Annotated in this window: 18 protein-coding genes, 1 tRNA gene and 1 pseudogene; 6 read left to right on the top strand and 14 right to left on the bottom strand. The window is 38.8% G+C overall.

Annotated elements, in window-relative coordinates:
• Positions 1-45 precede the first annotated feature (45 nt).
• A complete protein-coding gene (locus F6K15_RS13985; RefSeq protein ID WP_293061663.1) occupies positions 46-1,953 on the top strand; it encodes an energy transducer TonB in 1,908 nt (635 codons plus the stop codon).
• A gap of 359 nt (positions 1,954-2,312) precedes the next feature.
• On the opposite strand, the gene F6K15_RS13980 is transcribed toward F6K15_RS13985, so the two are convergent.
• Both F6K15_RS13980 and F6K15_RS13975 read right to left on the bottom strand, forming a co-directional pair.
• Positions 2,313-2,385: transfer RNA gene (locus F6K15_RS13980), tRNA-Arg, on the bottom strand.
• A 183-nt stretch (positions 2,386-2,568) separates the two neighbouring features.
• On the bottom strand, positions 2,569-3,240 hold the full coding sequence (locus F6K15_RS13975) for a DUF6940 family protein (RefSeq protein WP_293061662.1): 672 nt from the start codon (positions 3,238-3,240) through the stop codon (positions 2,569-2,571).
• A gap of 335 nt (positions 3,241-3,575) precedes the next feature.
• Between F6K15_RS13975 and F6K15_RS13970 the strand changes: the two genes are divergently transcribed.
• Positions 3,576-4,916, top strand: a complete 1,341-nt coding sequence (locus tag F6K15_RS13970; protein ID WP_293061661.1) for a hydrogenase — start codon at positions 3,576-3,578, stop codon at positions 4,914-4,916.
• 51 nt (positions 4,917-4,967) lie between these two features.
• On the opposite strand, the gene F6K15_RS13965 is transcribed toward F6K15_RS13970, so the two are convergent.
• Positions 4,968-5,471, bottom strand: a complete 504-nt coding sequence (locus tag F6K15_RS13965; protein WP_293061660.1) for a DNA-binding response regulator — start codon at positions 5,469-5,471, stop codon at positions 4,968-4,970.
• A gap of 342 nt (positions 5,472-5,813) precedes the next feature.
• Between F6K15_RS13965 and F6K15_RS13960 the strand changes: the two genes are divergently transcribed.
• The gene (locus tag F6K15_RS13960) at positions 5,814-7,928 is read left to right on the top strand and encodes a LysM peptidoglycan-binding domain-containing protein (RefSeq protein WP_293061659.1); all 2,115 of its coding nucleotides are present in this window, start codon (positions 5,814-5,816) and stop codon (positions 7,926-7,928) included.
• 392 nt (positions 7,929-8,320) lie between these two features.
• On the opposite strand, the gene F6K15_RS13950 is transcribed toward F6K15_RS13960, so the two are convergent.
• Entirely contained in the window at positions 8,321-8,644 is a 324-nt protein-coding gene (locus tag F6K15_RS13950; protein ID WP_293061658.1) for a hypothetical protein, read from the bottom strand.
• 109 nt (positions 8,645-8,753) lie between these two features.
• Positions 8,754-9,521 (bottom strand): adenosylcobinamide-GDP ribazoletransferase, encoded by a 768-nt coding sequence (gene cobS, locus F6K15_RS13945; protein WP_375341063.1) that lies wholly within the window; start codon positions 9,519-9,521, stop codon positions 8,754-8,756.
• A gap of 471 nt (positions 9,522-9,992) precedes the next feature.
• Here cobS and F6K15_RS13940 point away from each other — a divergent pair, with 471 nt between their 5' ends.
• Together F6K15_RS13940 and tgt are read left to right on the top strand one after the other, a co-directional pair.
• Positions 9,993-10,442, top strand: coding sequence for a hypothetical protein (locus F6K15_RS13940; RefSeq protein ID WP_293061657.1), 450 nt, complete (start codon positions 9,993-9,995; stop codon positions 10,440-10,442).
• Positions 10,443-10,540: 98 nt separating this feature from the next.
• Entirely contained in the window at positions 10,541-11,641 is a 1,101-nt protein-coding gene (gene tgt / locus F6K15_RS13935; protein WP_293061656.1) for a tRNA guanosine(34) transglycosylase Tgt, read from the top strand.
• Positions 11,642-11,700: 59 nt separating this feature from the next.
• Here the strand turns inward: tgt and F6K15_RS13930 are convergent.
• Positions 11,701-11,820 (bottom strand): annotated as a pseudogene (locus tag F6K15_RS13930) (helix-turn-helix domain-containing protein); the annotation flags it as partial.
• Positions 11,821-12,199: 379 nt separating this feature from the next.
• On the opposite strand from F6K15_RS13930, the gene F6K15_RS13925 reads away from it, so the two are divergent.
• The gene (locus F6K15_RS13925) at positions 12,200-12,976 is read left to right on the top strand and encodes an NAD-dependent epimerase/dehydratase family protein (RefSeq protein WP_293061655.1); all 777 of its coding nucleotides are present in this window, start codon (positions 12,200-12,202) and stop codon (positions 12,974-12,976) included.
• 1,212 nt (positions 12,977-14,188) lie between these two features.
• On the opposite strand, the gene F6K15_RS13920 is transcribed toward F6K15_RS13925, so the two are convergent.
• From F6K15_RS13920 to F6K15_RS13885, 8 genes are all read right to left on the bottom strand, one after another.
• Positions 14,189-15,199 (bottom strand): dihydroorotate dehydrogenase-like protein, encoded by a 1,011-nt coding sequence (locus F6K15_RS13920; protein ID WP_293061697.1) that lies wholly within the window; start codon positions 15,197-15,199, stop codon positions 14,189-14,191.
• Between the two features lie 457 nt (positions 15,200-15,656).
• Complete coding sequence (gene nifJ, locus F6K15_RS13915) at positions 15,657-19,268, bottom strand: pyruvate:ferredoxin (flavodoxin) oxidoreductase (protein WP_293061654.1); 3,612 nt, start codon at positions 19,266-19,268, stop codon at positions 15,657-15,659.
• A gap of 804 nt (positions 19,269-20,072) precedes the next feature.
• Positions 20,073-20,546, bottom strand: coding sequence for a hydrogenase maturation protease (locus tag F6K15_RS13910; protein WP_293061653.1), 474 nt, complete (start codon positions 20,544-20,546; stop codon positions 20,073-20,075).
• 438 nt (positions 20,547-20,984) lie between these two features.
• Complete coding sequence (locus F6K15_RS13905; RefSeq protein WP_293061652.1) at positions 20,985-21,935, bottom strand: Uma2 family endonuclease; 951 nt, start codon at positions 21,933-21,935, stop codon at positions 20,985-20,987.
• A 314-nt stretch (positions 21,936-22,249) separates the two neighbouring features.
• Positions 22,250-22,873, bottom strand: a complete 624-nt coding sequence (locus F6K15_RS13900) for a hypothetical protein (RefSeq protein ID WP_293061651.1) — start codon at positions 22,871-22,873, stop codon at positions 22,250-22,252.
• Between the two features lie 390 nt (positions 22,874-23,263).
• On the bottom strand, positions 23,264-24,400 hold the full coding sequence (locus F6K15_RS13895) for a GUN4 domain-containing protein (RefSeq protein ID WP_293061650.1): 1,137 nt from the start codon (positions 24,398-24,400) through the stop codon (positions 23,264-23,266).
• Between the two features lie 44 nt (positions 24,401-24,444).
• Positions 24,445-24,798: a DUF5615 family PIN-like protein gene (locus F6K15_RS13890; protein ID WP_293061649.1), complete on the bottom strand. Its 354-nt coding sequence runs from the start codon at positions 24,796-24,798 to the stop codon at positions 24,445-24,447.
• A complete protein-coding gene (locus F6K15_RS13885) occupies positions 24,795-25,034 on the bottom strand; it encodes a DUF433 domain-containing protein (protein ID WP_293061648.1) in 240 nt (79 codons plus the stop codon). The genes F6K15_RS13890 and F6K15_RS13885 overlap by 4 nt, the downstream gene beginning before the upstream one ends.
• Between the last annotated feature and the right edge of the window lie 624 nt (positions 25,035-25,658).

The following is a 25,658-nucleotide window of genomic DNA, read 5'->3' as shown; positions in this document are numbered from 1 at the left end:
ATATTATTTATAAAGTATATTTGATTGTTATAGGAGTTTCCTAATATGTCTGACTTTTCTTCCCTAGACCTAAATCAACCTATAGAACAACCTTCCATCATAGACACCCTCCGTCAACCAATATGGATAGCACTCTTCACCTCTGTGGGCATTCATGCCATATTAGGAATTAACCTACCAAAATTATCCCTATTCTCAGAGAAAGCCAAATTACCACCAACAGTAGGATTAATAGAATTAACACCAGAACAACTCGAACTCCTCCCTCAACCAGAAGAACCAGAAATTACATTCTCAACCATACCAACACCATCCAACTTATCCCCTATTTCACCACCATCTCCGAGTGAAGTACCTTTTGTCCCCGAATCATCATCCTCAGAACTACCAACAATACCTGTAGACCCTTCAGATTACAACTTACCAAAATTACCACCAGAAGATTCTACTACCTCATCCTCCTCTACCCGCTCAAGATCCACTCCTTCCGTTTCTAGGTTGCCCAGAAATACATCCCCAAGCGAATTTTCCTACAATTATCCATCCATACCCCGCAGATCGTCATTACCAACAACACCAATATCTCCACCCCCGCTACCTAGTATAAATAGTCAACCAGCAGAGATATTTCGAGTTGACCCACAACAACAATCAAATCAAAATGAAATAGATGAATATCAACTCAGAAAAAATTTGAACTTGACAGATAAAGTCTATGACTCTGGTTTATCACGTCGTTCAACTCTAGAGATCGACCCTCAAGAGCGAACTTCTATAGTTGAAAACTCAACTGGAGAGTCATACTCAGCTAATTTAAAATTGCCTCCACGACGTTACCAAGATAAAGTTGAAAATCAAATTGCTATTGCTCCAAATAAAAATGATACCGATACTCAAACTCAAACAGAGAAAAAAACTATAGCAACAGCAACTCCTCCAACTCCTCAAATTCCTCCAACACCAGACCCCACAAAAAAAGGCAGACTGCCAGAAGCACCAATAGTTAGGCAGTTACGAGAAGGAAAAACTATTCAAGATATAGCAGAGGAAACAAAGCAACAACAAAAGGTAGCTGTTGTCACTCCCGCAACAACTGAAACTAACAAGTCTCAACCAGAAATTGAAGTAGAAGTTCAGGAAACTCCTGTTGCTCCTACTCCTAAACCATCTCCCACATCAGAAACACCAAAAGAGTTTAAAGGTTCATTATTAGAAAAATTTGAACAACAAAAGCAACAAACAGTTACCACGACTACTCCCGTTCCTCAACCATCTCCAACACCTGAAGAAAATTTAGCTGCTGCTACTATCGAAGAAACAAAACCACCAACACCAGTAATAACACCTGCTGTTGAACCATCTCCACCAGTACAGCAGGAACCTGAACCATCCCCACCAGTACAGCAGCAAGGAGAATTTAAAGGTTCACTGTTAGCAAAACTACAGCAACAAAAGCAAGAATATGCTGCTGTCAATGAAGAATCAGAATCAAGAGATATTGCTTTAGGTGCTGTGGGTACTTATTTGCAGTGGGCAATAGAATTGGAATTAGAAGAAGATAATTTGACTGAACCTACAACTATCGCTGATGCTTATCCAGAAGCAGCTTGCGAGAAAAAGTTAGAAGGTAAATCTACTGTGGGAGTATTAGTTAGTCCAGATGGCAGTATTACTAATGGACCAAAGTTATTACTAGAAAGTGGTCATTCAGTGCTAGATGAAGCAGCTATAGATGCAGTTAATAATCAATCTTTTTCCAGTAGCGATCGCTCAAAACTTTATCAGTATGAATTTAATTTTGATAGTTCTAACTGTAGTACAGCAAAGTCAACAGAAACAGAAGCGGAAAATACATCCGTTGGAGAAACATTACCAACTCAGGATGGGCAAGAGGAGGAAGGTATACCTATTGAGGTTATGCCACCGGAAGCTGAAACAGCACCAACAGAATAAGGATATAGCGCTGCGCGCAGGCAACAGCTCATCTGGCAACAGGCAACAGGCAACCCACCCCTCGCCCCTCCCCCTCCCAGGAGGGGAATAAATTACCCATAATATAAGACTTTTAGCCATTGGACACCTCCTGCAATTTGTAAATATGCCAGCGCACATTGCTATAAAATTGTCCCTTCTGCTTTCTGCCTTTGTTCATACAATGTGTATGGGCAAATGGCCATTTGCTGCGGAGCAAAACGCCGCTACAATATAGGGCGAATGGTATTCGCCCCTACATCATAATTTCTTAATTTCTAGGCCAGGGTAAAAAAATCAGGAATAGCTAATATTTCAGTTAGTCAGGATATATATTGAAACGAGCACGGAGGGATTCGAACCCCCGACACCCAGAACCGGAATCTGGTGCTCTATCCACTGAGCTACGCGCCCTTATACCCATACTAACATTAGCATCTTAAGCCTCAAATTGGCAATAGGAAGAGCTATTATTTTTCTCAGGATTTACGCACGGACGCTACATTGAGTGAGGGCGAATGCCATTCGCCCCTACATATGGCGTTTTAAAGGTTAATTTGTGTAAGTCCTGTTTCTATCATCTCTATTTTTGCTCTTCTAGACTCGATCTGATAAACTATAGATTTTGTACCCGTAATATTTTGGTCGATAATCTAATCTAACATGAAGCCAAGCAACTCCACCACCGGCCGTACTGACCCAAAGCGGGCGGTCTGAAATCTGTTGTTGCACAGTTTGTCCCACAATTTGCCACAATGACTGTTTTTGACCATCCGACGCACCACGAATGAAGGCCGCTAGATGAGAATAAGCTGAAAAAGCAGTTCCTTCCCAGGAGGAATTTGAGTTCCTGGGAGATGGAACTACAAGTATTGCATCTTTGCCTAAATTTTCAAATACAACTATTCCGTTGTTAACATCATCAGTTGTGAAATAATCACGAAATGTCGTTTTGTCTGGGTTGCTTGCTAACCGTGGAGAGTTCAGCAACACGAATTCAAATTGGCGCTTTACGGTATCTTTTGTAATGGGTGGTGTTTCCCATCGATAGGCAGAAAAGGGAGAGTCAGATAAAAGTGAAATGAAGAAGGAGACGAAGTCTGACTCATACTGCCATAAGTTTAAAACCTCAGCATAGGATATTGGTTGCCCATTTTGAGTCAATATGTATTTATGAATACGACCATCATTCAAAATTTCATGGGTTGCATCAAACATTTTTATCGAAGGTATCAGACATTTGGTTTTTGAGTTTTTTATTTCAATCATATCATGTCTGTTGGTATCGTTTGTGTAAAAAATTGAGAAATATCTACTTTTTCTTTCTTTCAAATCTTCTTCCTTATCCCTTACCTGGAATTTATCATACCGATGCTGCCGGACTTGATATCAGATGTATCTTCTGAAGTAATATATAAAACTGTAATTATATGAACGAAGGCAGAAGGCAGCTATGCTAAGGCCAGAAGGAACAATTGGATGGGGTTTCTGACTCCAACCAATTGTATGCACCGCTAGTGACGGTGGGGTTTTATAACCTTATTCCCTTCTGCCTTCTGCCTTCTGCCTTCTGCCTTTCTTGATAAATATACTCTAACAATAATATGGAAACAGTCAATCGTAACTTATTGGAAAAACTAGCATCTCTATCAGACAATTTTCCTAAATTGGGTATTCGTCTCTCCCTGGCAGCTAAAGAACTACAAAACGCAGGTACTCCCCCTTCAGAAGGTTTACTAGAAGAATTGATGGCCTATGGTAGAGATTTTGCTACTCTCAAAAAGCAGGGACTAGAATTGGCAAAAACATCTCAAGTTTCTGCTGGGGCAATATCTTCTTTCACAGACTTAGAAAACTTAATTAAAGCACTAGCTTCAACCACAGAATCATCAACCAGTCAACCAGTTTTAGATATTCTTAATCAAATCTTGGCGATCGCTCATCAAGAACAACCAGAATTTCCTCCTTTACAACCAGTTAAGGCAAAAGCTAAAGAATTACACCAATTAATTTCTAATACAAAATCTGACAAATTACCAGATGATGCTCAAGCTTTAATTGCAAATAAACATCCACTTTCAGCAATATTAACACTTGTCAAACAGGGTAAAAGTTTAGATGATGAGCAGTGGTTGGAATTAGAGGAAAAAGTTAATGCCAGCTTTGGCAAAAAACTAATGTTAGCCATATCCAGAGGAAAACTAACCATTCCTAATGATTCTTCACCCACAACATCTAGAATTAAACTGCCAGCACTAGAAGAACTAGAGCAAAATATTGCCACTCAACCAACTAATACGCAAAAACCAACTGCTCCAAGTTTACCACCTTTAATAGTAGTACCTTCTGGTGGTGCAGAAACAGCTATTGAAGATCCAGATGTGATGATTTTAGAAGACCCAACACCTAGAGGTACAAACCCTGTAGATGAAATCATTATTGTTCCTGGTGTGGAAGTATCTAAAAATTCTCCCACTGTTGAAAGACCAAATATGATGTTGGGAGAAACTACTAATCAAACATCAGCAGTTTCTGTAGGGTTGAAAGTTTTAGTTCATATACAAAATATAGGCGATCGCATCTTTGGCAGTCAAGAATATGCAGGTACTCGCGGTCAAGGTTTTCGTGTAGAAGCTTTTCAAATAAATATAGAACCCTCTATTCCTGGGTTAAACCTTGAATACATGGCTCATGTTTCTGACATAGGTGATACTCCTTGGTTAGAAGCTGGAAAATTAGCTGGAGAACGCGGCAAAGGGAGAAGAATAGAAGGATTTGCGGTTCGTATTACAGGTATTCAAGCTGGCAATTATGATGTATTCTATACAGCTCACGTTCAGAATATGGGAGATTTACCAGTTTATTCTAATGGTGCATATTGTGGTACTCGCAACCAAGCTCTCAGAGTAGAGGGTATAAAAATTTGGATAGAACCTAAAAATTAGCAGTCAGGAGTCAGTATTCAGACTTTTTTAAGATGGCAGAAATTAGGATAATTATTCCTCTAAATTTTCTGCCTCTTCAGTTTCTGAACCTGAAGGAAATGATAATTTGATATTAATATCTATATTTAATGTATTCGAGTTCTCAAAATTCATACCAACTATATTTACCAGCGCCTCCGTAGGTAAAGAATTATGATTTAATTTAGATTCAACAGACGACAGCGTTTTATATCCTGCATCTTCCAACCATGTATGAATATTTCTCCAATTTCCCATCTGTTCGCTCGATGTATCCACAAGTTGCTTGAGATATTGGTATAAAGTTTTGCACACATACACCTCTACACCTTTAGGACTTCTATATAGCTTCTTAGCTATTTTTGCTGGACTATGACCACAAAGAATTCCCCGTAAATAAAGCTTTTCTGTATCCGTTAATCCCTTGCGAGAGCCAGGAGAGATTCTTCGTTTGACTGCTGCTAAAGCTTGATAGAGCCTTTCTAAGTCCCAATATTTTGCTGAAGCTGCAAAAACTTCATCTTTTTTTGATGCCATTTTATGCTATGCAGATAAACACCTAACCCAAGCATAACCAAAAATCCTAACTTTTGCTAGTTGAACCCTAGTCTTTACTCGCTTATGATTGATTTAGCTTAAGTAATAAATATTACTTAATAAAAAAAAAGCCAGTGTAAATACTTAAAAAATAATGGCACTAGCCATCTGTAGAGAATTACTTACATAGTTAGGACTTACGCAGATACGCTATATATAGCGCTCAAAACTATTGTCCAACAGTTACTTTACTCTATAAATAGTGCCTTTGCGTAAGTCCTGATAGTTTAGTTCTCAAATAACAACTGCGCTACTAATGTTAATAAATAGGGAAATTCTACCATGAGTAATTTTGAGCCACAAGAATTTTTAGAGCAGGCGATCGCTGGTTTTGGTAATAAAGAAACTGAGACGTTGGGGATAAATAATATTCCTAGTAATGATGTGACTTCAGAGATTATTATTCCGACTTTTGGAGCAGAAGGCGACAACGAGATTATTTTGCCTCCAGCAGACAATGGAATTATTGGGGAAGTATTAGGTGTTGATAATTCTACTGCTTCAACTGTAGATAGTTTGACAGGAGAGAGTGTTGAATCTGATGCAATACGACAGGCAAGTTCAGTAGACGATTTAATACATACAGTGCAGGAAGGAGACAACCTCTGGGATATTGCTACTCGTTTTACTGGTAATGGCTCTAATTATTTAGAGATTGCCAATTATAATGGTATTTCCAATCCCGGTCTAATTTTCCCTAATGACCCAATTCGGATTCCTCAGCATCTAATTCCTCAAGATGAAGCGACTGTAACAACTGGAGGAGTAACAACTGGAAACTCTAACGACTTTATATATACAGTAGAATATGGAGATAATCTCTGGGATATTGCTACTCGTTTTACTGGTAATGGCTCGAATTACTCAGTGATTGCCAATCATAATAGTATTTCCGATCCTAGTCAAATTGACCCTTATGATACCATTCGGATTCCTCAACATCTAATTTCTCAAGATAACTCAACTGTAGTAACTGGAGGTGGAACAACTACAGGAGGAACAACTGGAGGTTCGACTACTCAAACGAGCGTAGTAGAAACAATTGACTCCAATTTAGGATTACTCAGTGGTAGTCGCAGTTTTAGTGGTTTTGTAGGTAACAGTGATACTAGCGATCGCTACGATTTCTACCTTGATAGTACCAGTAATTTCAATCTTGTCCTTAACGGTTTGAGTGAGAATATTGATGTGAGATTATTTGATAGTAATAATTCAATTGAGTCCTCAACAAATTCATTCAACTCAGATGAGTTTATTAATACAACCTTGAGTCCAGGAAATTACTACATTGAAATTTATCCTTATAATGGCGCTAATAGTAATTACAACTTAAGTTTATCGGCTAGTTCTTCAAGTGATACTTCAAACTCTAATGATTTAGGAGACCCTTTTGTTGTCTCCTTAGGTGATATTTGGAATCACGGTCAATATTCTGGAGGTGTACAACTAAACGCTTATGCTGAGTTTGACCCAAATAAAGAAACAATGCTAATTATTCATGGATGGAATAATAGCCCTGATGATATGGAAGAATTGTTGAAGACAGCAATTAGTAAAGATTATCAAGTCTTGGCTTTAGATTGGGAGGAGCCAGCTCGTTGGAATAATAATTTACCCACTCCTAGCTATCTGTTAACTGGAACAATTACTTCTGCCTTGACTAATTTCCAGTCCGGAAGCATTCCTGTTGATTTTGGTGCCCCTTTCCACACAGCCGGAGCAATAGCTCCCGTTGCTCGTCAAGCAGCAAACTGGTTGCATGAGGCTGGAATGAATCCCGAGCAGTTAAAAATTGTTGGTCACAGTTTAGGTTCCTATGTTGGTGCAGAAATTGGACGTATCTTTAAACAGAACAACTGGGGTGAAGTTAAAGAATTTGTGGCGTTAGATCCAGCATGGCCTGGCAATACTTATGACATAGACGGTGAAGCACTAGGATGGGGGCAGAGAGTACCAAACTTTAGGGATATAGCTCAAGACTCCCTAGCATTAGTAACTGTAGATGCTACAGTTGACAGATTTAACCTTCCCCTTACTGTTGTATCAAGTTTATGGGAAGGAGATCTTGCAGGTGACAATGAACAAGCTAAAACTGCTGATCGATCATTTTTGATCGACTTTACCGGAGATACTCCGATTAGGAATAATATAGACAATCACGGAGCAGTAGTTAAAGTTTATGCAGACTGGATCAAAAATAATGTAGATGGAGAATTGCCATCAGACTTACAATATGACTGGTATGGCAACGATGGTAATACCCTATGGACTATAGACTCAAGAGCTGCCCATGAAGGAGTTATCCATGCAGATTTATCTGGTGAAATGGATCGTATCACCTATATAAATGGCGTTAACTGGGGATTCTCTCAAGAAAATACTATTAGTTTGGCATAACTGAGGAATTACAACAATTTTTATTTGGGTATACCACAGTAGGGAGCTTCCATGGAACCTCCCTACAAGGTTTTGCTGGTAACGTGAGGTCATGTATTAGCAAAAGCGCTGTAAAAATGTAAAAAATAGTATCTTTTTGATAAAAGCACCAGCGATAATTTTCTTCTTCTCAAAAACTGATAACCAATCGCTATTCCAAAGTAACCAAAACACACAATAATAATGCTTATGTCCATTTAAGCACAGCACTATAAGTATCGACAGTATTACCGCCTAAGCAATGGTTAAACCAAGCAAACAGAGCGATAACCTCCTCCCAAAGCCATGATATTTTAGAAGCGACCGCGTTTGCGCAGCATTCCGCAAGAAAGCTTTGTGGATGCAAAATCACTCTATTCACTGCTCAAAATATAGTTCCCAATAATTCTTTTCAATTCAACATGAGCTTCAAGAGCGATGTTGCATCCGCAACGCTCCGCGAACGCTGCCCCCATATCTGGACGAACCACCCACCACCAAACTAATTTTTCTAAATAGCTTGGTGGTTCATCATTAGGACACCACTCAATAAAACCATCATTGACACCAACCATATTAGGAGAAAAATCATTAGCTATAGCAACGCGGTCGTCAAGCTTCTCAAATTGTACAATATCTTGCCAAGCAACCTCATTAGGAATTGAGTTTAAAATTATTTGTACGTCTAAAGTCAACATTATATTTTAACTTCAAAAGTTAGGGCGAATACCATTCGCCCCTACATATGGCGTTTTCAGTCGGCAAAACTGATAACTGATAACTGATGACTGATAACTGAAATAACCGCTATTCCAAAGTAACCAACAAACACAATAATAATGCTTCTGTCCATTCAACCACAGCACCATAAGTATCGCCAGTGTGACCGCCCAAACGATAGTTAAACCAAGCACCTGTCAACAGAGCGATCGCTATTCCCCCTATTGCCATCCCAGAAGCTACTAACCAACTTTCAGGGTTTAATAAAATTTGGATTCCACTCAGACTCACTAATAAAAGTAGACTTTGGAGAAAATCCCAAATCGAATATTTTGCCTCTTTGTGAAATGCTCCTTTTCCAGTAGGTTTGAGATAGGGGTAACGAGCGATCGCTACTAACTGACCCCATCTTCCCCAACCTGCTACTCCCATTAGTATTAAAAAGCGGTCGCTATCTAAATCTGTTAAAGCAGTAATTTTTAGCAACAGTAGAGCGATCGCTGCCATTGCACCAAAAGCTCCTGTAGCACTATCACTCATTACTTCCAGTCGTCGTTTCTGGTCTGGCACTGCCAACCCATCAGCAGTATCCATCACCCCATCCAAGTGTAAACCACCAGTTAAGGCAATTCCAGATACAATTGCTACAGCAGACCTAGTGAGTATAGGCATTCCTAAAATTTGTAATCCAAGGTCAATTAGCCCAAGGATACCCCCCACTATCAATCCTATCACAGGAGCGAAACGAGCAATACCGTTAAAATCCAAATTCCAAGTATGGGGAATTGGTAAACAGGTGTAAAATGCAATTCCAGCACAGAGTTTTGTCAGAGTTTTCCTAATTACATGGAGCAATATTTTTTACCACCCAAAATTTTCTGAGCTTGGCTTTTTATTGTTAACTATAGTATCAAAAAAAATAATATTTGCTGCATTTGTTTCAAATCAAATTAATAACCAAGGAGTAGACAAAATTAATTTTGTATGGTAGAAAGTAAATATACAGTATAGTTCTGTATAGACCTCAAAAGATTTCAAGAATGCATAGTTAAATATACATAGTTAAATATACATAGTATAGAATGTATAAAAAATTCAAACTATATATTAAAAGTCTGAAACTCTGACTCCAGATGAGCTGTTGTTAGATAAATCCTTCCCTTTTCCATGAGATTTTGTGCATATTCCAAACCATATTGCCATATTATTGGTTCATTCTCCAAGAAACTATGCCAGAATTGGAACAAGAATAGCACTATCTAAATAACTCAGAACTAAAAAAAACTGTTCTGATCAATTTCTATCAAATTCAGAGGCTTTTGCTATATGAGTTCCAATAATTTTGACCAGAGAGTATCTGCTCCTTGCATAATTGACAGTGGCATAGTTGTCAATAAACGTGATATGCAAAGACTGTTGATCGATTTAGGTAGAGTCCGCTATATCCATACTCAAGATGGCCAAATTCAAAGCCGAGGTGAAGGATACATACTAGAAGTATTTGCGGATTGTCAACGGTCAACTTTAGTTGCTAATCATTCAATATACCTAAATGTACTTAGTTTTGATTACCTAGAACTTGGACAATCATTACAGAAAGAAACATATTTTGATTTAATTACCGAAGGACGTCAGTTAAGACTAATTCCTCTGTCAAACCCTCTCAAAGAAGAGGCTCACAAAAATATCAATGCTGCAGCTTTTGACGCAGTAATGGATCAAGTTTTGTCATCTAATTGGGATATGCAGTTTGATGATGATGATTGCCCCTTTTAAGCAGAAAGGAAAAAAATAGGGAATTAGGCAAAGCATATAAATTGTTCTCAGTTTAGAGAAAACAGTTAGAATTTTTTAATTGCCAATACCTAACTATCATGTCCCAAAACTTTTCCTTTCATTGTCAGGCTTATTGTACCAACACAAAAGCTCGTGCAGGTGTTTTTTTGACCCCTCATGGTAGTGTAGATACACCTAGATTTATGCCTGTGGGGACTTTAGCAACTGTTAAAACTCTCACACCTGCTCAGTTAGAGAAGGCGGGTGCTCAGATGGTCTTGGCAAATACTTATCATCTCCACTTACAACCAGGAGAAAGTATTATAGCTGGTGCTGGTGGGCTACATAAATTTATGGCATGGAGTGGGCCAATCTTAACTGACTCTGGGGGCTTCCAAGTATTTAGTTTAGGAGAAATCCGAACTATTAGCGAAACAGGTGTTCAATTTCGCTCACCTCGTGATGGTAGTATTATTGATATAACTCCAGAGCGTTCGATCCAAATTCAGAATGAATTAGGAGCTGATGTGATTATGGCTTTTGATGAATGCCCGCCTTACCCAGCAAGTAAGGAAGAAGTGGAGTTGGCAACAAATCGTACTTATCGATGGTTGAAGCGTTGTGTTGAGGCTCATCAGCGTCAGGATCAGGCTCTCTTTGGTATTGTTCAAGGAGGTGTTTATCCCGATCTGCGTTCTGTAGCAGCAAGGCAGTTGGTAGATTTGGATCTACCGGGTTATGCTATTGGTGGAGTTAGTGTGGGAGAACCGGGCGAGCTAATAGATGATATAGTTAAAGTAACAGCTCCTTTATTGCCAGAAGATAAACCTCGTTATTTGATGGGGGTTGGGACTTATCGAGAAATGGTACGAGCGATCGCTTCTGGCATAGATTTATTTGATTGTGTAATTCCAACTCGTTTGGGGCGACATGGGGTAGCTTTGGTTAGAGGGGAGAGGTGGAATTTGAAAAATGCTAAGTTTCGAGAAGACTATACCCCTCTTGATGAATCTTGCCCTTGTTATTGTTGTCAAAATTTTAGTCGAGCTTATCTGGCTCATTTGGTAAGAGCTAAGGAGTCTTTAGGTTATACCCTATTGTCTCTTCATAATGTCACAGAGTTAATTCGCTTTACCCAAAGTATTCGAGATGCTATTTTGGGCGATCGCTTTACTACGGAGTTTGCTGGTTGGCTTTGAAAGGAGGGAACAAGGAACAGCTTTACTGGGAAAATTCTAATTTGCTTTTCAAGCTAAACTTCTGTTATCGCAGCCAAAGCTTTGTTATAGATTAGTCGAACACAACCTAAGGTTCTCCGCAACAGATTTTCCTGTTCTGGAGTTCGGTAGAACCTAAATTTATAGGCTTTTTCGATCATCTACAGCATTACTTATTTAACCCACATTCCGCACCACAAAATGTAGTATAGAATCAGGAGTCAGGAGACAGGAGACAGAATTTTAGAAGAAAATTATAGCTGCCGTGGCAAGTATTTATGCGTAAATTTTTGACTCGGAATTTGATCAACGAAAAAAGTAATTGAGATGATTTGCATAGTATAAATACCTATCAAGCTACGGATTGGTATACTATTTTTAATGTTACAATTTGAAGTTCCGAATGTGGGATTTAATATTGATATTTTAACATATTTTTTGTATAATTTATTGGTTTTGGTTCTTCCTAGGTCATGCTACGCAAACATCCTAACGTTCCCTTACTGGAGAGCGCAGGTCTTCACGTTATGATAAAATTAAATGAAAACTGTTGTAATTACTGGAATTTCAGGCACTTTGGGTAGTGCGATGGGTAAAGCTTATAAGTCACGGGGATGGCGGGTTGTTGGTGTAACTCGTCAACCCAGTTTAGAAGGAGATTTTTTTGATGAGTTGTGTGTTTCTCCCCAGGAAACTATTGAGGATGCCAGACAACTATTTGAGTATGACCCGGATGTGGTGATTTTGAATGCTGGTCAAATTGAGACGGAAGTAGGAGAGGGTGGAATTCCGATCGTTGAGTTGGTGGAGTCGATGAACCGGGTGAATTATACTTGGCCTGCAGTGGTTGGTGCTGAGGCAGCCAAGTTACCCCGGAGTAGACCTTTGGATGTGATTGCGATTGGGTCAATTGCTGATGGCAGTCCTTCTTGTTTCGGACCTGTTTATCATTCTGGCAAAATTGCCTTGCATTATTATTGGTCTGGTGTTGGGCCAATTGTTTATCATTCCAGTAAAAATATGATTCGCCTGCGGTTGTATCGCCCTGGTGCTATTTCTGGTAAGTTTGCTTGGGCACCAGTGAATCGTTTGAATGATAAGGCTTACAAGATTCGGGCTAATCGAGTTAATTCTGCTCCCTCCGGGGATAAGGTAGCTGAGAAAATTGTTAATTGGATTGAGAATAGTAAGGAATGGGTGGGAACTTATGATGAGCCTTTGGGATTTAAGATTTTTAAGTATTTGTTTGCTTTATTCCCCAACTTTTTCTACAGATTACAATTGTATGGTTGGCCGAAAGGGAGTAAGTTTGTTTGATTTTGAAGTAGTCAGGAGTTAGGAGTCAGTCCTCAGGAGTCAGGAGAAAGAAAAGTACTTTTCGGTCAATTGACAATATCTAATTTTGCCATCTTTGAATGACTCTTAATTTACCTAAATTACTTATTTCATACCTCAAATCACCAACGCCTTTTTTTGTAGTTCATTAATATAGGAGAAGGAAGAAGGAAAAAGGCGTTTAGTCATCTAGGCGATTAGTTATATTCCAACCTACTTGCATTAAACAGAAGCAGGCAGCTAACTCCAAAGCTCAAATCTCATTTGGGTAAGTTTGGGTAAGTTCTTGATTACTAGCTTGCCTAAATATCAGGACTGGCAAACAAGGCAATTTTCAGCAAAGTTTTGCTGCATCGCATCAAGCTCTGAAGATAATGGGAGAATGTGGAGTAACAGTGAATGCTTTGCCATTTCCAAAATGGCTAAAATCATTATTCAAATTAAAGAGGTAATACCAAACGGTAGACAACAGTAAGGACTGGGTGCGTGATTGTGACTATGTGGTTCATCAATATGAAAAGCGCTGTAATAGGACTTACGCACCTGCAACGTATTTTCGTCCGAAGCGACCAACAGGGAAGCAATCTCAAATCCAAGTTTTTCGTACCTCATGCGTAAGTCCTGATTAATAGGTAAGGTTAGCAAATTCTATCTATATCTACTGGACTGACACAGCTAAAATGGTGCATGAGAAAATGGGGTGATGGGGGGATGGGGTGATGGGGGGATGGGGTGACGAAAAAAGCGCTCTGCACTATTTTAGGTGCAACAGTCCACTACACTTATTGCACCATTTTAGATGTGTCAGTCTACTACTAGCTCGTCTAGACTAAAATTGTGGGTAAACACAGGCCGTAAATTTACTGCCTTCTTAGCAATTACTTTACCCACATTCTAAGGCTAGACACGCTACTAATGCTAATCAGGGTTTGCTGAAAAAGTCTTATGGGTGAGGGTAGGAGACAGTAGACAACCCACCCCTCGCCCCTCCCCCTCCCAGGAGGGGAAGGCAGGAGAAATGGGAATTATAGAGGAGGTAGTCGGAAAAATTGTCCCTTGATTTGTCTGCCATAATCCTCCCAAAATACTAGCATGCATGAGTTTTTTCCACTGAAAACAGGCGCACTTTTTTAGATCAAAAAATGCTACAACCAATATCAGTCAATGCTTTGAGATTTAATCAGCAAGCCCTAATTAAACCAAACTTTGAGCAGGTTTATAACTTTGAATGGCTTTCATATATTGCGCTCTTTCAAATGCACTTTCATCAGGACAATTAATTTGACTCATACTGCCGCGCATTTGTGCTATTGATTCATATTCATGTTCTTCCATCCAATGAATTATCTCATTTTCGATAACTTGAATATGATTAATTCCATGACGTAATAAAGTGCCTACTAGCTGAGTTACATTCGCACCTGCCATCATCATTTTAATTACATCTTGCCCTTTTTGAACGCCACTTGTTGCTGCAAAATCTACTTCTAATCTACCGTACAAAATAGCTATCCAACGCATAGGTAAACGCATTGCTTGTGGGGTACTTAATAATAAATTAGTTGTTACTTCTAGCTCTTCAATATTAATATCTGGTTGATAGAAACGGTTAAACAAAACTAATCCATTGACCCCTGCTTCTACCAATTTTTTAGACATATTTGCCATGTTACTAAAGAAGGGGCTAAGTTTAATTGCCACTGGAATATTTACCTCAGATTTAACAGCTTGCAGAATACTAATATAACTTTGTTCTACTTGTTCCCCGGTCATATCCATATTAGTAGGAATATTGTAGATATTTAACTCTAAAGCATCTGCACCAGCAGCTTCTAATTCTTTAGCATAATGAGTCCAACCACCAATAGTTGAAGCATTTAAACTGGCAATAATTGGCATATTTACCATTTTTTTTGCTTCACTAATATGCTTTAAATATTCCTCAGCACCGACATGAAATATTTCTGGTTCTGGAAAGTAAGTTAGAGCTTCTGGAAAACTTTCTGTGCCGTATTCTAAATGATGGTGTAATTCAAACTTTTCTTGTTGCAGTTGTTCTTCAAATAAAGAATGTAAAACTACTGCAGCAGCACCAGCATCTTCCATCCGTTTGAGATTATCTAAGTCTTCGGTTAAAGGTGCCGCAGCTCCTACAACTAGAGGGGAACGTAATTGTAATCCTAAATAATTTGTCGTAATATCCATGGTTAAGTCAAAAGTCAAAATTCAAAAGTTAAAAACGAAAAAGGCGTAATAGCGTGACACGCCTAAAATGTTGCAATAGTAGGGGCGAATGGCATTCGCCCTCACACGCCTAAAATGTTGCAATAGTAGGGGCGAATGGCATTCGCCCTCACACGCCTAAAATGTTGCAATAGTAGGGACGAATGGCATTTGCGTTCCGCAAAGCTCCGAATTGCGCCCTCACTCAATTTAGTGTCCGTGCGTAAGTCCTGATAATGTTTAAGTCAAAAATCAAAAGTCAAAAGTAATATGAATGTTATGGAGATGTAGGTAGGGTTGAGGAGGACCGAAGCTCAACAAACATCTATGAGGCAAAGATACTACTATCAACTCAAAAATGTGTAATCCCTCAAACACTCCTTGTTGTTGGGTTGCGCTTGCGCTTAACCCAACCTACGGTTTTCTGAGTCAAAAAATATTAGCTATTAGTCGTTTTTTCTGGTGTTTTCATACCATCAGAATTACCGTTACCGCTACTATTGCCATTGAGCATTTCTAATTTTCGAGCTGCCAAATATTCATACATTGCATAACGAGTATTGACATCTTCCTGCGCTTGTGCTAATAAATCTTTGGCATCAGCAGGTTTGCTCTTGGTTAGCATTTTGAACCTATTTTCCTGATACATCGACTCACCTACTGGTTTCTTAGGCGAGCGCATATCTAGTTGCAAAGGATTTTTTCCTTTTTGTACCAAGTCTGGGTTATACCGATACAACAACCACCGACCACTTTCTACAAGAGCTTTTTGATTACTCATTGCTGTCGTCATATTAATTCCATGAGCAATACAATGACTGTAAGCAATAATTAAAGATGGTCCGTCATAAGCTTCAGCTTCTAAAAATGCTTTCAGGGTATGTTCGTCTCGCGCTCCCATTGCTACGCTAGCAACATAAACATTGCCATAGGTCATTGCTATTAAACCTAAATCTTTCTTGCCTGATGGTTTTCCTCCTGCTGCAAACTTGGCAACTGCCGCACGGGGAGTCGCTTTAGAAGACTGACCGCCAGTATTAGAATAAACCTCCGTATCCATAACCAAAATATTCACATTTCGACCGCTAGCGATAACGTGGTCTAAACCACCAAAACCAATATCATACGCCCAACCATCACCACCAACTATCCAAACTGATTTTTTCACCAGATAATCTGCTAAAGTCAGCAGTTGCTTTGCTTCTGGCGAATCTACCCCTTGCAATTTTTCCTTGACTTGGGCGACTCGCTCCCGTTGTTCCCAAATATCAGCTTCCGATTTTTGGGAAGCGTTCAGAATGGCATCAACTAAATTATCTCCCACACTTCCCGCCACTTTTTGCAAAAGCTCCGCAGCAAACTGACTATGTTTGTCGAGAGACAGACGGAAACCTAAACCAAATTCGGCGTTATCCTCAAACAAACTATTTGACCAAGCGGGCCCGCGACCATCGGCATTTTTTGTCCAAGGAGTTGTAGGTAAGTTACCGCCGTAAATAGACGAACATCCCGTAGCATTCGCCACAACCGAGCGATCGCCAAATAACTGACTGACTAATTTAATATAGGGAGTTTCCCCACAACCTGCACAAGCACCGGAAAATTCAAATAAGGGTTCTTGCCATTGTTGTTGACGGATGCGGTCGAGATGGAGGGAGCGACGGTCGGGGTTAGGTAGACCCAAGAAGAAATCCCAATTTTCCCTTTCTTGTTCCCGCAATGGTAACTGCGCTTCCATATTTATTGCTTTGCGGGATGGCATAGATTTATTTTTCGCCGGGCAAATATCTACACACACACCACAACCAGTACAGTCTTCGGGTGCAACTTGGATAGTAAATTTCTGTCCGGTAAAGTCTTTATCCTTGACATTTATAGATTTGAAAGTTGCCGGAGCATTATCTAACAAAGTCTCCTCATAAGCTTTACCACGAATGACCGAATGAGGGCAAACCATAATACACTTACCACATTGCACGCAGACATTGGGGTCCCAAGCTGGAATTTCTTGAGTAACGTTACGTTTTTCCCATTGAGTTGTACCCGTGGGGTAAGTTCCATCACATGGTAAAGCGCTGACTGGTAGTTGGTCGCCTTCCCGAGAAATCATTTTGCCCAAAACATCCCGCACAAATTCTGGCGCTGTATCAGGAATGGGTGGTAAACGGTGGAGACTACTGCTAACTTCCGTGGGAATTTTAACTTCGTAGAGATTATCCAAAGTATTGTCAACAGCTTGTAAATTCATATTGACAATTTCCTGACCTTTTTTGCCGTAGGTCTTTTGGATATATTTTTTAATTTGAGCGATCGCCTCTTCTCTGGGCAAAACATTAGCTAAGGCAAAGAAGCAAGTTTGCATTACTGTATTAATGCGTCCCCTCATTCCACTGTCACTAGCAACTTTATTGGCATTGATGACGTAGACTTTTAAATTCTTGCGGATAATTTGTTCTTGAATTTCTACAGGCAACTGTTGCCAAACTTCATCAGCACTGTAGGGACTATTCATCAGAAAAATAGAACCATTCGCTGCGGAAGTCAGAACGTCTAATTTTTCTAGAAAACTCCATTGGTGACAACCGACAAAATTTGCTTGGTCGATCAGATAAGTCGAACGAATGGGGTTAGCACCGAAGCGGAGGTGGGAGACAGTAACAGCACCAGATTTTTTCGAGTCGTAGACAAAATAACCTTGAGCGTAGTTGTCAGTTTCTCCCCCAATAATTTTAATGGAGTTTTTATTTGCACCCACAGTACCATCGGAACCCAAACCGTAAAACATTGCCCGCACCACATTATCTGCTTCGATAGAGAAACCTGCATCGAAAGGTAAGGATGTGTGAGAAAGGTCGTCGTTAATACCGACAGTAAAATGATTTTTGGGTTTGTCAGCACTGAGGTTGTCAAAAACGCTCTTCACCATTGCCGGGTTAAACTCTTTAGAAGATAAACCATAACGACCCCCGACCACTTTTGGCATTACGCCTGACCATTCTTCATTCAGAGCAGTAACTATATCTTGATACAGAGGTTCGCCACTTGCACCGGGTTCTTTTGTTCTATCTAACACGGCAATTTTTTTCACAGTTTCAGGTAATGCTGCGACTAACCTTCTGGCATCGAATGGTCTATATAGTCTAACTTTCAATACCCCAACCTTTTCACCATTTGCCGTTAAGTAGTCTACAGTTTCGTGAACCGTTTCACAACCAGACCCCATCAGAATAATAACCCTATCTGCATCAGCAGCACCGTGATATTCAAAACATTGATATTGTCGCCCCGTCAGTTCGGCAAATTTATCCATTGCTTTCTGAACAATATCGGGAGTAGCAGTGTAAAAAGGGTTGACACTTTCCCTCGCTTGGAAATAAACATCTGGGTTTTGAGCAGTACCCCGTAAAACTGGTCGGTCAGGAGTCAAACCACGAGCGCGGTGAGCAAAAACAAATTCATCATCGATCATTTCCCGCAAAACCGTTTCTGGCAGAAGTTCAATTTTCTGTACCTCATGGGAAGTGCGGAAACCATCAAAGAAATGAATAAATGGCAGTCTTGCTTCCAGAGTGGCAACTTGAGAAATAAGTGCCAAGTCGTGAGCTTCTTGTACCGAAGCAGAACACAACATCCCAAAACCAGTAGCACGAGCCGCCATCACATCACCGTGGTCGCCAAATATAGAGAGACCTTGAGCTGCCAGAGAACGAGCTGCCACATGAATAACACAACAAGTCAGTTCCCCAGCAATTTTATAAAGATTAGGAATCATTAATAATAATCCCTGAGATGCTGTGAACGTGGTAGTTAGAGAACCTGTTTGCAACGAACCATGTACTGCTCCGGCCGCCCCACCCTCACTCTGCATCTCAACCACACTGGGAACAGTACCCCAAATATTAGGCGTGCCTTGGGATGACCAAGCATCCGCCCATTCACCCATTGGTGAAGAGGGGGTGATGGGATAGATGGCAATGACTTCATTGAGTTTGTGGGCAACACGAGCAACTGCTTCGTTACCATCCAGTGTTGCAAAAGTTTTGTCACTCATAGATGTTCTCCTGTTGAAATTCTCTGGTTATTTACAAATATTGTGGATTTGTTTTGTTATTTATTTAATGGCCAAATGCGGAAATTATACCTCTTTATTTACTTCTATAAATCTACATTTTTTTACCGAATAATTAAGGTTTAAAGCCTCTCCTTTAAAAGAGAAACAAGCGGTCGTTTGCGGAGCATTCCGTTAGGATGGGATGGCGAGGTCTCCTCGCCATATCCAATCGACCAAGAGAGAAAATATTTTCCTTTTATTCAATCCTATCCGTTTTAGGGAGAGGTAATTATCAATTATCAATTATCAATTATCAATTGTCCATTATTGAACAAGCCAAACCTTTGTGTTTTACATCACAACAATCCTTTTTTTAAGAGATTTTATCAAAAATTTCTGTATAGTTTTATCCCTTATTCCTTAATTAAGTTAATCCTCTCAGCTATTAGTAGGGTGTGTAAGCAGTAGCGTAACGCACCACAATGGGTAAGCCCTATTTATCAAAAATTTCTGTATAGTTTTATCCCTTATTCCTTGATTAAGTCAATCCTCTCAATTTATAAAATAGAGGCTTAAAAATCCTCATTCCCTTCTATGGAATAGATAAAGGAAGGTTAGATTTTTCTGGTCTATCAGTTTCATAGGATATTTCTCAAATAACCTCTTACTTTTATTATCCGATCTATTTCTTCCTAATCGGGCGATGACTTAAAATTTTTTTACAAAACTTGACTTTTGCACATAACAAAAGGTTGATAAAATAACTGCTAAATTAAAAAAATTTGTCAATAAAACTTTTAAACTTTACTTAACAACAATTTGTTGAATTTGTGCTAAAGCATCTGTAATTCCTTGAGCTGTTTCCCTCGAAAAATCTTCCCCAAATTCAAAATTAACTGCGGGTATTAATATCCACCAAGCTGGAGGTACATTGTTATAGACAAATTGACTAAGAGCAAGTAGCGATCGCGGGTCTCCTGTATGTCCTATATTCAAACCCTGACTCTCAAATTCCCCCCTTTCTTGGGTGTGGGGAGTGTGGGGAACGCAAAGTTGATGTATCTGTAAACCTTGTTCAGAAGTTGCCGGATAAACATCAACAAAAATCACTAATTCTGCTTGAGATATAGGTTCTGCCAATTCTGGAGTAAGTTGATGCACCGGGAGCGATCGCACATTGGGTAACTTCCATTCCGCCACCAACTCTGCCACCCCTTGACCCGCACCATCATCACTGCGGAGCGTATTACCGTAACCTATTACTAATATTTTCGCCATTATTTATAAATAGACATCTCCAATAATAAATAGGACTTACGCACCTGCAACGTATTTCCGTCCGAAGCAACCCACAGGAAAGCAACCTCAAATGCTACTTTTTCGTACCTCGTGCGTAAGTCCTGATTTCTAGAAACCATTTAGTATCTTTGCCTTGATTAAATTTTTGAGGAGCGGAGTCGTGGGATAAAAGCAATACGAGAAAAAGAACCTATCCCACTATTCTTAACAAGCTTATTTGTTTAAGTAAAACGTGCTTGAAAAGCTTGATTTTTCGTTTTTAACTCTCAAAATATTTAGGGTTTTTAGCAAAAATCTTATTAGTGGGATAGGTTCGAGAAAAAGGTTAAAAAATACTCCAATACATCTCCCCATCTCCCCATCTCCCCAACTCCCCTGCTCAACAATAGGGTGCGGAATATGCACCCAATTTTTAAACTATTCAGTATATAGTTTTCGCAATTCATCTGTTGAGGAAATCTGGGGAATTTGAGAAACAATGGTCTCTAACAATTTCACATCATCTATTTTTGAAATATCTGATAAAATTCCCACATATTCATCACCAAACTTGAGTTTTAATCCCATTTCAATTGCTAATAATAACGCCTGTTTAATTTGAGTATTTTTTAGAGATATTTCAGTATTTTTTAGAGATATTTCAGCATCTTTTAGGGAGATTTGAGCGTCTTTTTGGGAGATTTCAAGATTTTTTTCTATTGCTATTTCATCTCCTGTTTTAATTACATTTCCATCAGCATCGCACCAACGTAACCAAGTACCATTAATATTTTCAAATACACCATTCCATAGATTTAGTCCCAAATTAACATGGGCAAACCAAGCATCATTTTTAGGAACGTAAGAATTAACTTGCAGTTGAAATACTTGCAGTACATTTTCGCTGAATTTTTGCAATGGATCGTAGACAACATAATAAGGAATTCCTAACTTTGCATAGTCCGTTAATTTACTTCCTAATTCATTGCCGGGAGTCGGAGACACAATTTCTATTACGACATCTGGTGCTTTGCCAAATTCCCAGAATAAATAAGAACGGACATTACGTTTCCACCATTCTTTCTCACCAATAATATTCAAACTTAAAAAGACATCAGGTACAATTCCTGAATCTAGGAGATGAGAAAATAAACCTACATTGGCAGCAACAATAAAAGGAACATTTATTGGTATTTCCGCACCGCTATAAAATACAGTTGTGAGTAAACGTTGTTGTTTTTCATTAATAAAACTATCCAAGGGAGTATCATCCTCCAGAATCATGTGACTGGTGTCTGGATCTCCATGGGGGAAGTGAGTATCATTCTCCAGAATCATATTATTGGTGTCTGGTTCTCCATGGGGCAGAATAGTCAATTTTTCTGACATAATTACCTCCAGATTAATTGGGATTTTTTTAATATATTATATACGAAATTAAACCTAACAAAACATTACTAATGTTGTAAGTATTTCCTGCGTAATGCTGCGCAAAAATCCCTCAACTATTGCTTTTAGTTTAGGATAAATATGATTTATTAAAAAATTGGCGTTGCTGATTATGGGTCTGATTTTGCCCCCCTAGCCCCCCAAAATTGGGGGGAATAAAATTCTAAAAGTCACCCAAAATTAGGGGATTTAGGGGGCTTGACAACAACCAAACAATCGCACATTCATACTTCAATTCAGCAACACCAAAAAATTTAACTGTTCAATTGTTTAATAGGTAAACTTAAAATTGCTAAAATCTTAGAAACATTTATATCTTCTGCATTTTCAATGACTAATTCCTTATTATCAATGGCAACATTTTGACCAGAAAGTTTCAGAAAGCGCCAGATACGACCAGTCGTAACAGCACCATAAATACTTTCAGTTATTCTATTTCTTGCTTGGTTAAACCTCTGTGCTGCCACCATTTCCGCAATACATTGACCTAAACCTACATTTGTACTTTCATTTTTAGCTTCAACAATAGTTATTACGGGAGCTTCTATTTCTAAAGTGAACTCTGAAGCACTCAAAATATAGTCACAAAACCCATTTAGCCCGCTGGTAATATCGACATTAAAATCTCTACCAGAAAAGAAACTAATTTTACCATCAAATATTTCTCTGATTTCTATCAACAATGGTGCAATAATTAACTCCGAACGGGCTTTTTCAGTATTATTATCAAAAGCAACTTTGAGATTACGTTTGAGAGTAATTTTCAAATATTCACTGGGTTCAACTAACTCGATATTAGGAAACAAATTAACCATATTAATACTAAGGTCAAAAGTAGCTTGAGCTTGATTAATAGTTTTAAAATCACTGTAAGCCATTTTTAAATATTCCTTGAATCCCAAAATAATAATAACTAAATTGTTAGCTGATATCAAATCTGGATGATTAGTTATTATAAGTCATTGCGACTGGAACGGAGTGGAAAGAAGCAATCTCAAGGGTTGCGCGAGATTGCTTCCTATCGTCGCAATGACGAGTTTTCAGCCGGATTTGATATGACCGCAATAAGGATGATGTTCTACTATTTTATATTTCTGGTTATGGAGTTAAAAATATCTACATTTGTCAAAGGAAATTCTAGGAGGTTGAATAGAACAGTAGAAATACCTCAGAACAAGAGGTAGCAATGCAATTTTTTAATGATTTGTAGAGGGAAAAATGGGTTATAAAAAACTGATAACTAATGAGTCGGCTGAAAGGCTTATATTTTAAAGTCTACAAGTCTCTACGCGAGAGAACAGAGGCCCGCAAGCTCCAAACCAAAGAGACCAGCTAAAACCAAAAATAGGGGAATTGGGTATTACCGCCCAAGGGAGATGTCCCAAGCAAACCCTAAAGGGGAGATGCCCTGCATAATCCGTATCTAAGCTAAAAGTTATCTCAAAGTCAAACAACCATTTTCCTCGTTGACGCCATCCGACTTCGTTACCGAATGCTTCATATACTGATTGTTCAAACTCTCTCGTACCACCCAAATTCTTATAAATTTTCTTTTGGACGGAAAATCCAAACTTACCACCACTATATTTTACCCAAAGTTGGTCAATTGTACGGAGGTCTGTACAAGGAAATGTATCCATATCTTCTTCTGTTAGTAAACCCTCCTTTTGCCCTGCAACTTGCAACATACAACGAGCTGTTTCCTCATCTGCTTCTTTCCACTCTCCCTCACTCAACAATCTCTTTAACTTAGTATAGTTACAACCAACATCAGACCTAAGCTCAACTTCAGGCAACTGAAGAGAAATAGCAATAGGCATTTGAGGCCAAATTTTATTCAAAGCTTCTACGGATATAGCTAACCCCTCTGCTCCATCTTTCTCCATATTGGTTGCTATACCCAAAACACGATCGCTCAGGTCAACTACAGGTGCTCCACTATAACCTTTACGAAGGCGATCGCCTTCATTAATTAACAATTTCCAAGCTGTCACCGTTTCATTATTTTGACGAGCGAAACGCTTTTTCCCTAGAGTTCCATCAACAGTTTCCAGCATAACGTTTTTATTTTCACCATAGAGATAATGACCTGCTATCCGAAACTTTTGATTTTCTGCTTCGGATAAACTTATTAGCTGGAAAAGTCGGACATTCAGCTTTTCAACTTGCAACACTGCTAAATCAAAACCATTAACATCTCCTGTTGCAACAACTTCTGCCGGAATATTATTAACCAATACATTTTCCTCACCACCCACATCCTCAACAACATGAGCGCAGGTTAGCAAATAAGTATAATTATCTGCTTGATAAAAAGCAAATCCAGTGCCAATAACATCTGCTTTAAAAGAGTTTTCACTAGCACTGGTAATTAAAACAATAGATTCTTCTAGGTGTAGACTCATTTAACTCTAATAGATATATTTAAGGAAATACTGAATATTATAAATTATTGATGTACAATAATAGAATTTCTACTCATTTCTACTAGCGAATTTCCCTCAAGTAGCTGGACTAACCGAGACAGGTTATTTATAAACAACTTCATCAGTTCTTTATTAGGGATATTACCAGTGGTAACTAACAACAGCTTATAAGGTTCTTGACGAATCAAAAAAGAATCAAAAAAATCGTGGTCTTTAGTAACAACAATTCGATTTTCTAGGACAGAAAGAAAATTAATTTCTGTATCTGGAGTGGCATTTTGAAGAGGTAAGTCTTTTGTGTCAATAGTATCGTAACCCGCAGATCGGAGAAAAACTGCAAGACGCACTGGCAGTTGTGCGTCAACTAAGAATTTCATGGCACTATGCTATAAATACTTTTTACTTGAGTTAAACGAGTAGCAAACTGTAAAGCAGCAAGAATATCGTCTCTTTCTAAATCATCATAGTCTTCAAGAATTTCCTCAATAGTCATGCCACTACTAAGCAATTCTAGTATAAATTCTACTGGATAACGCAATCCCCGGAGGCAGGGTTTACCGTGACAGATGTTTGGGTCGATAGTGATTCTTTCTAGGAGTTTTTTATTGCTCATTTCTTCTATTATTAGTTAGTTGAAACTATAAACCAAAAGCTCCTTCGTAGGAATGGGTATATTTGAGCATTACATGATAATATGACAGTGTAACATGAAAAGAAACTGTTAGACAACGTTCAGGAAATTTTACTTTGAGTAGTAGAATTGGCAGCTCTAATATTAAAAGAAGGGAGTTATAATCTGAAATGATAAATATTCCTTTATCTACAGTTGAAAATTTAGGACAACATCAACTGCTGTAACTATTGGACAATAGATAAATCAAACATTAATCCCCCTCAAATCAGCGATCACTTGACTCTCACTGTATCTAAACTCAAGATAACTATTGGACAATAGATAAATCAAACATCAATCTCCCGAAAGTTAGCGATATAGCTGCCGCTAGGCTCCGCCAACGCTTGAGTAAGGGACTCGCAAAAAAATAGCTTACCAGATCGTCTTTTGTGCAACAAAGCCATTCAATGTTCCCAGTGCTGGCATATTGCCCCCGTGCGTGTACCTAACCAAGGTGTAATCCGCTACAAGTGTAGACATTTAACTAAGTCTTAGATTTTCTCAATGTTTCCTTACCAATAAAACATTAAAAATAAAGTATCTAAAATAACAAAAAAATATCAA

Origin of the sequence: Okeania sp. SIO2B3 (genome assembly GCF_010672525.1) — a bacterium.
Classification (GTDB): Bacteria; Cyanobacteriota; Cyanobacteriia; order Cyanobacteriales; family Microcoleaceae; genus Okeania.
Note: the sequence above shows the minus strand (reverse complement) of the source record. Positions and strands in the feature narration are given on the sequence as shown.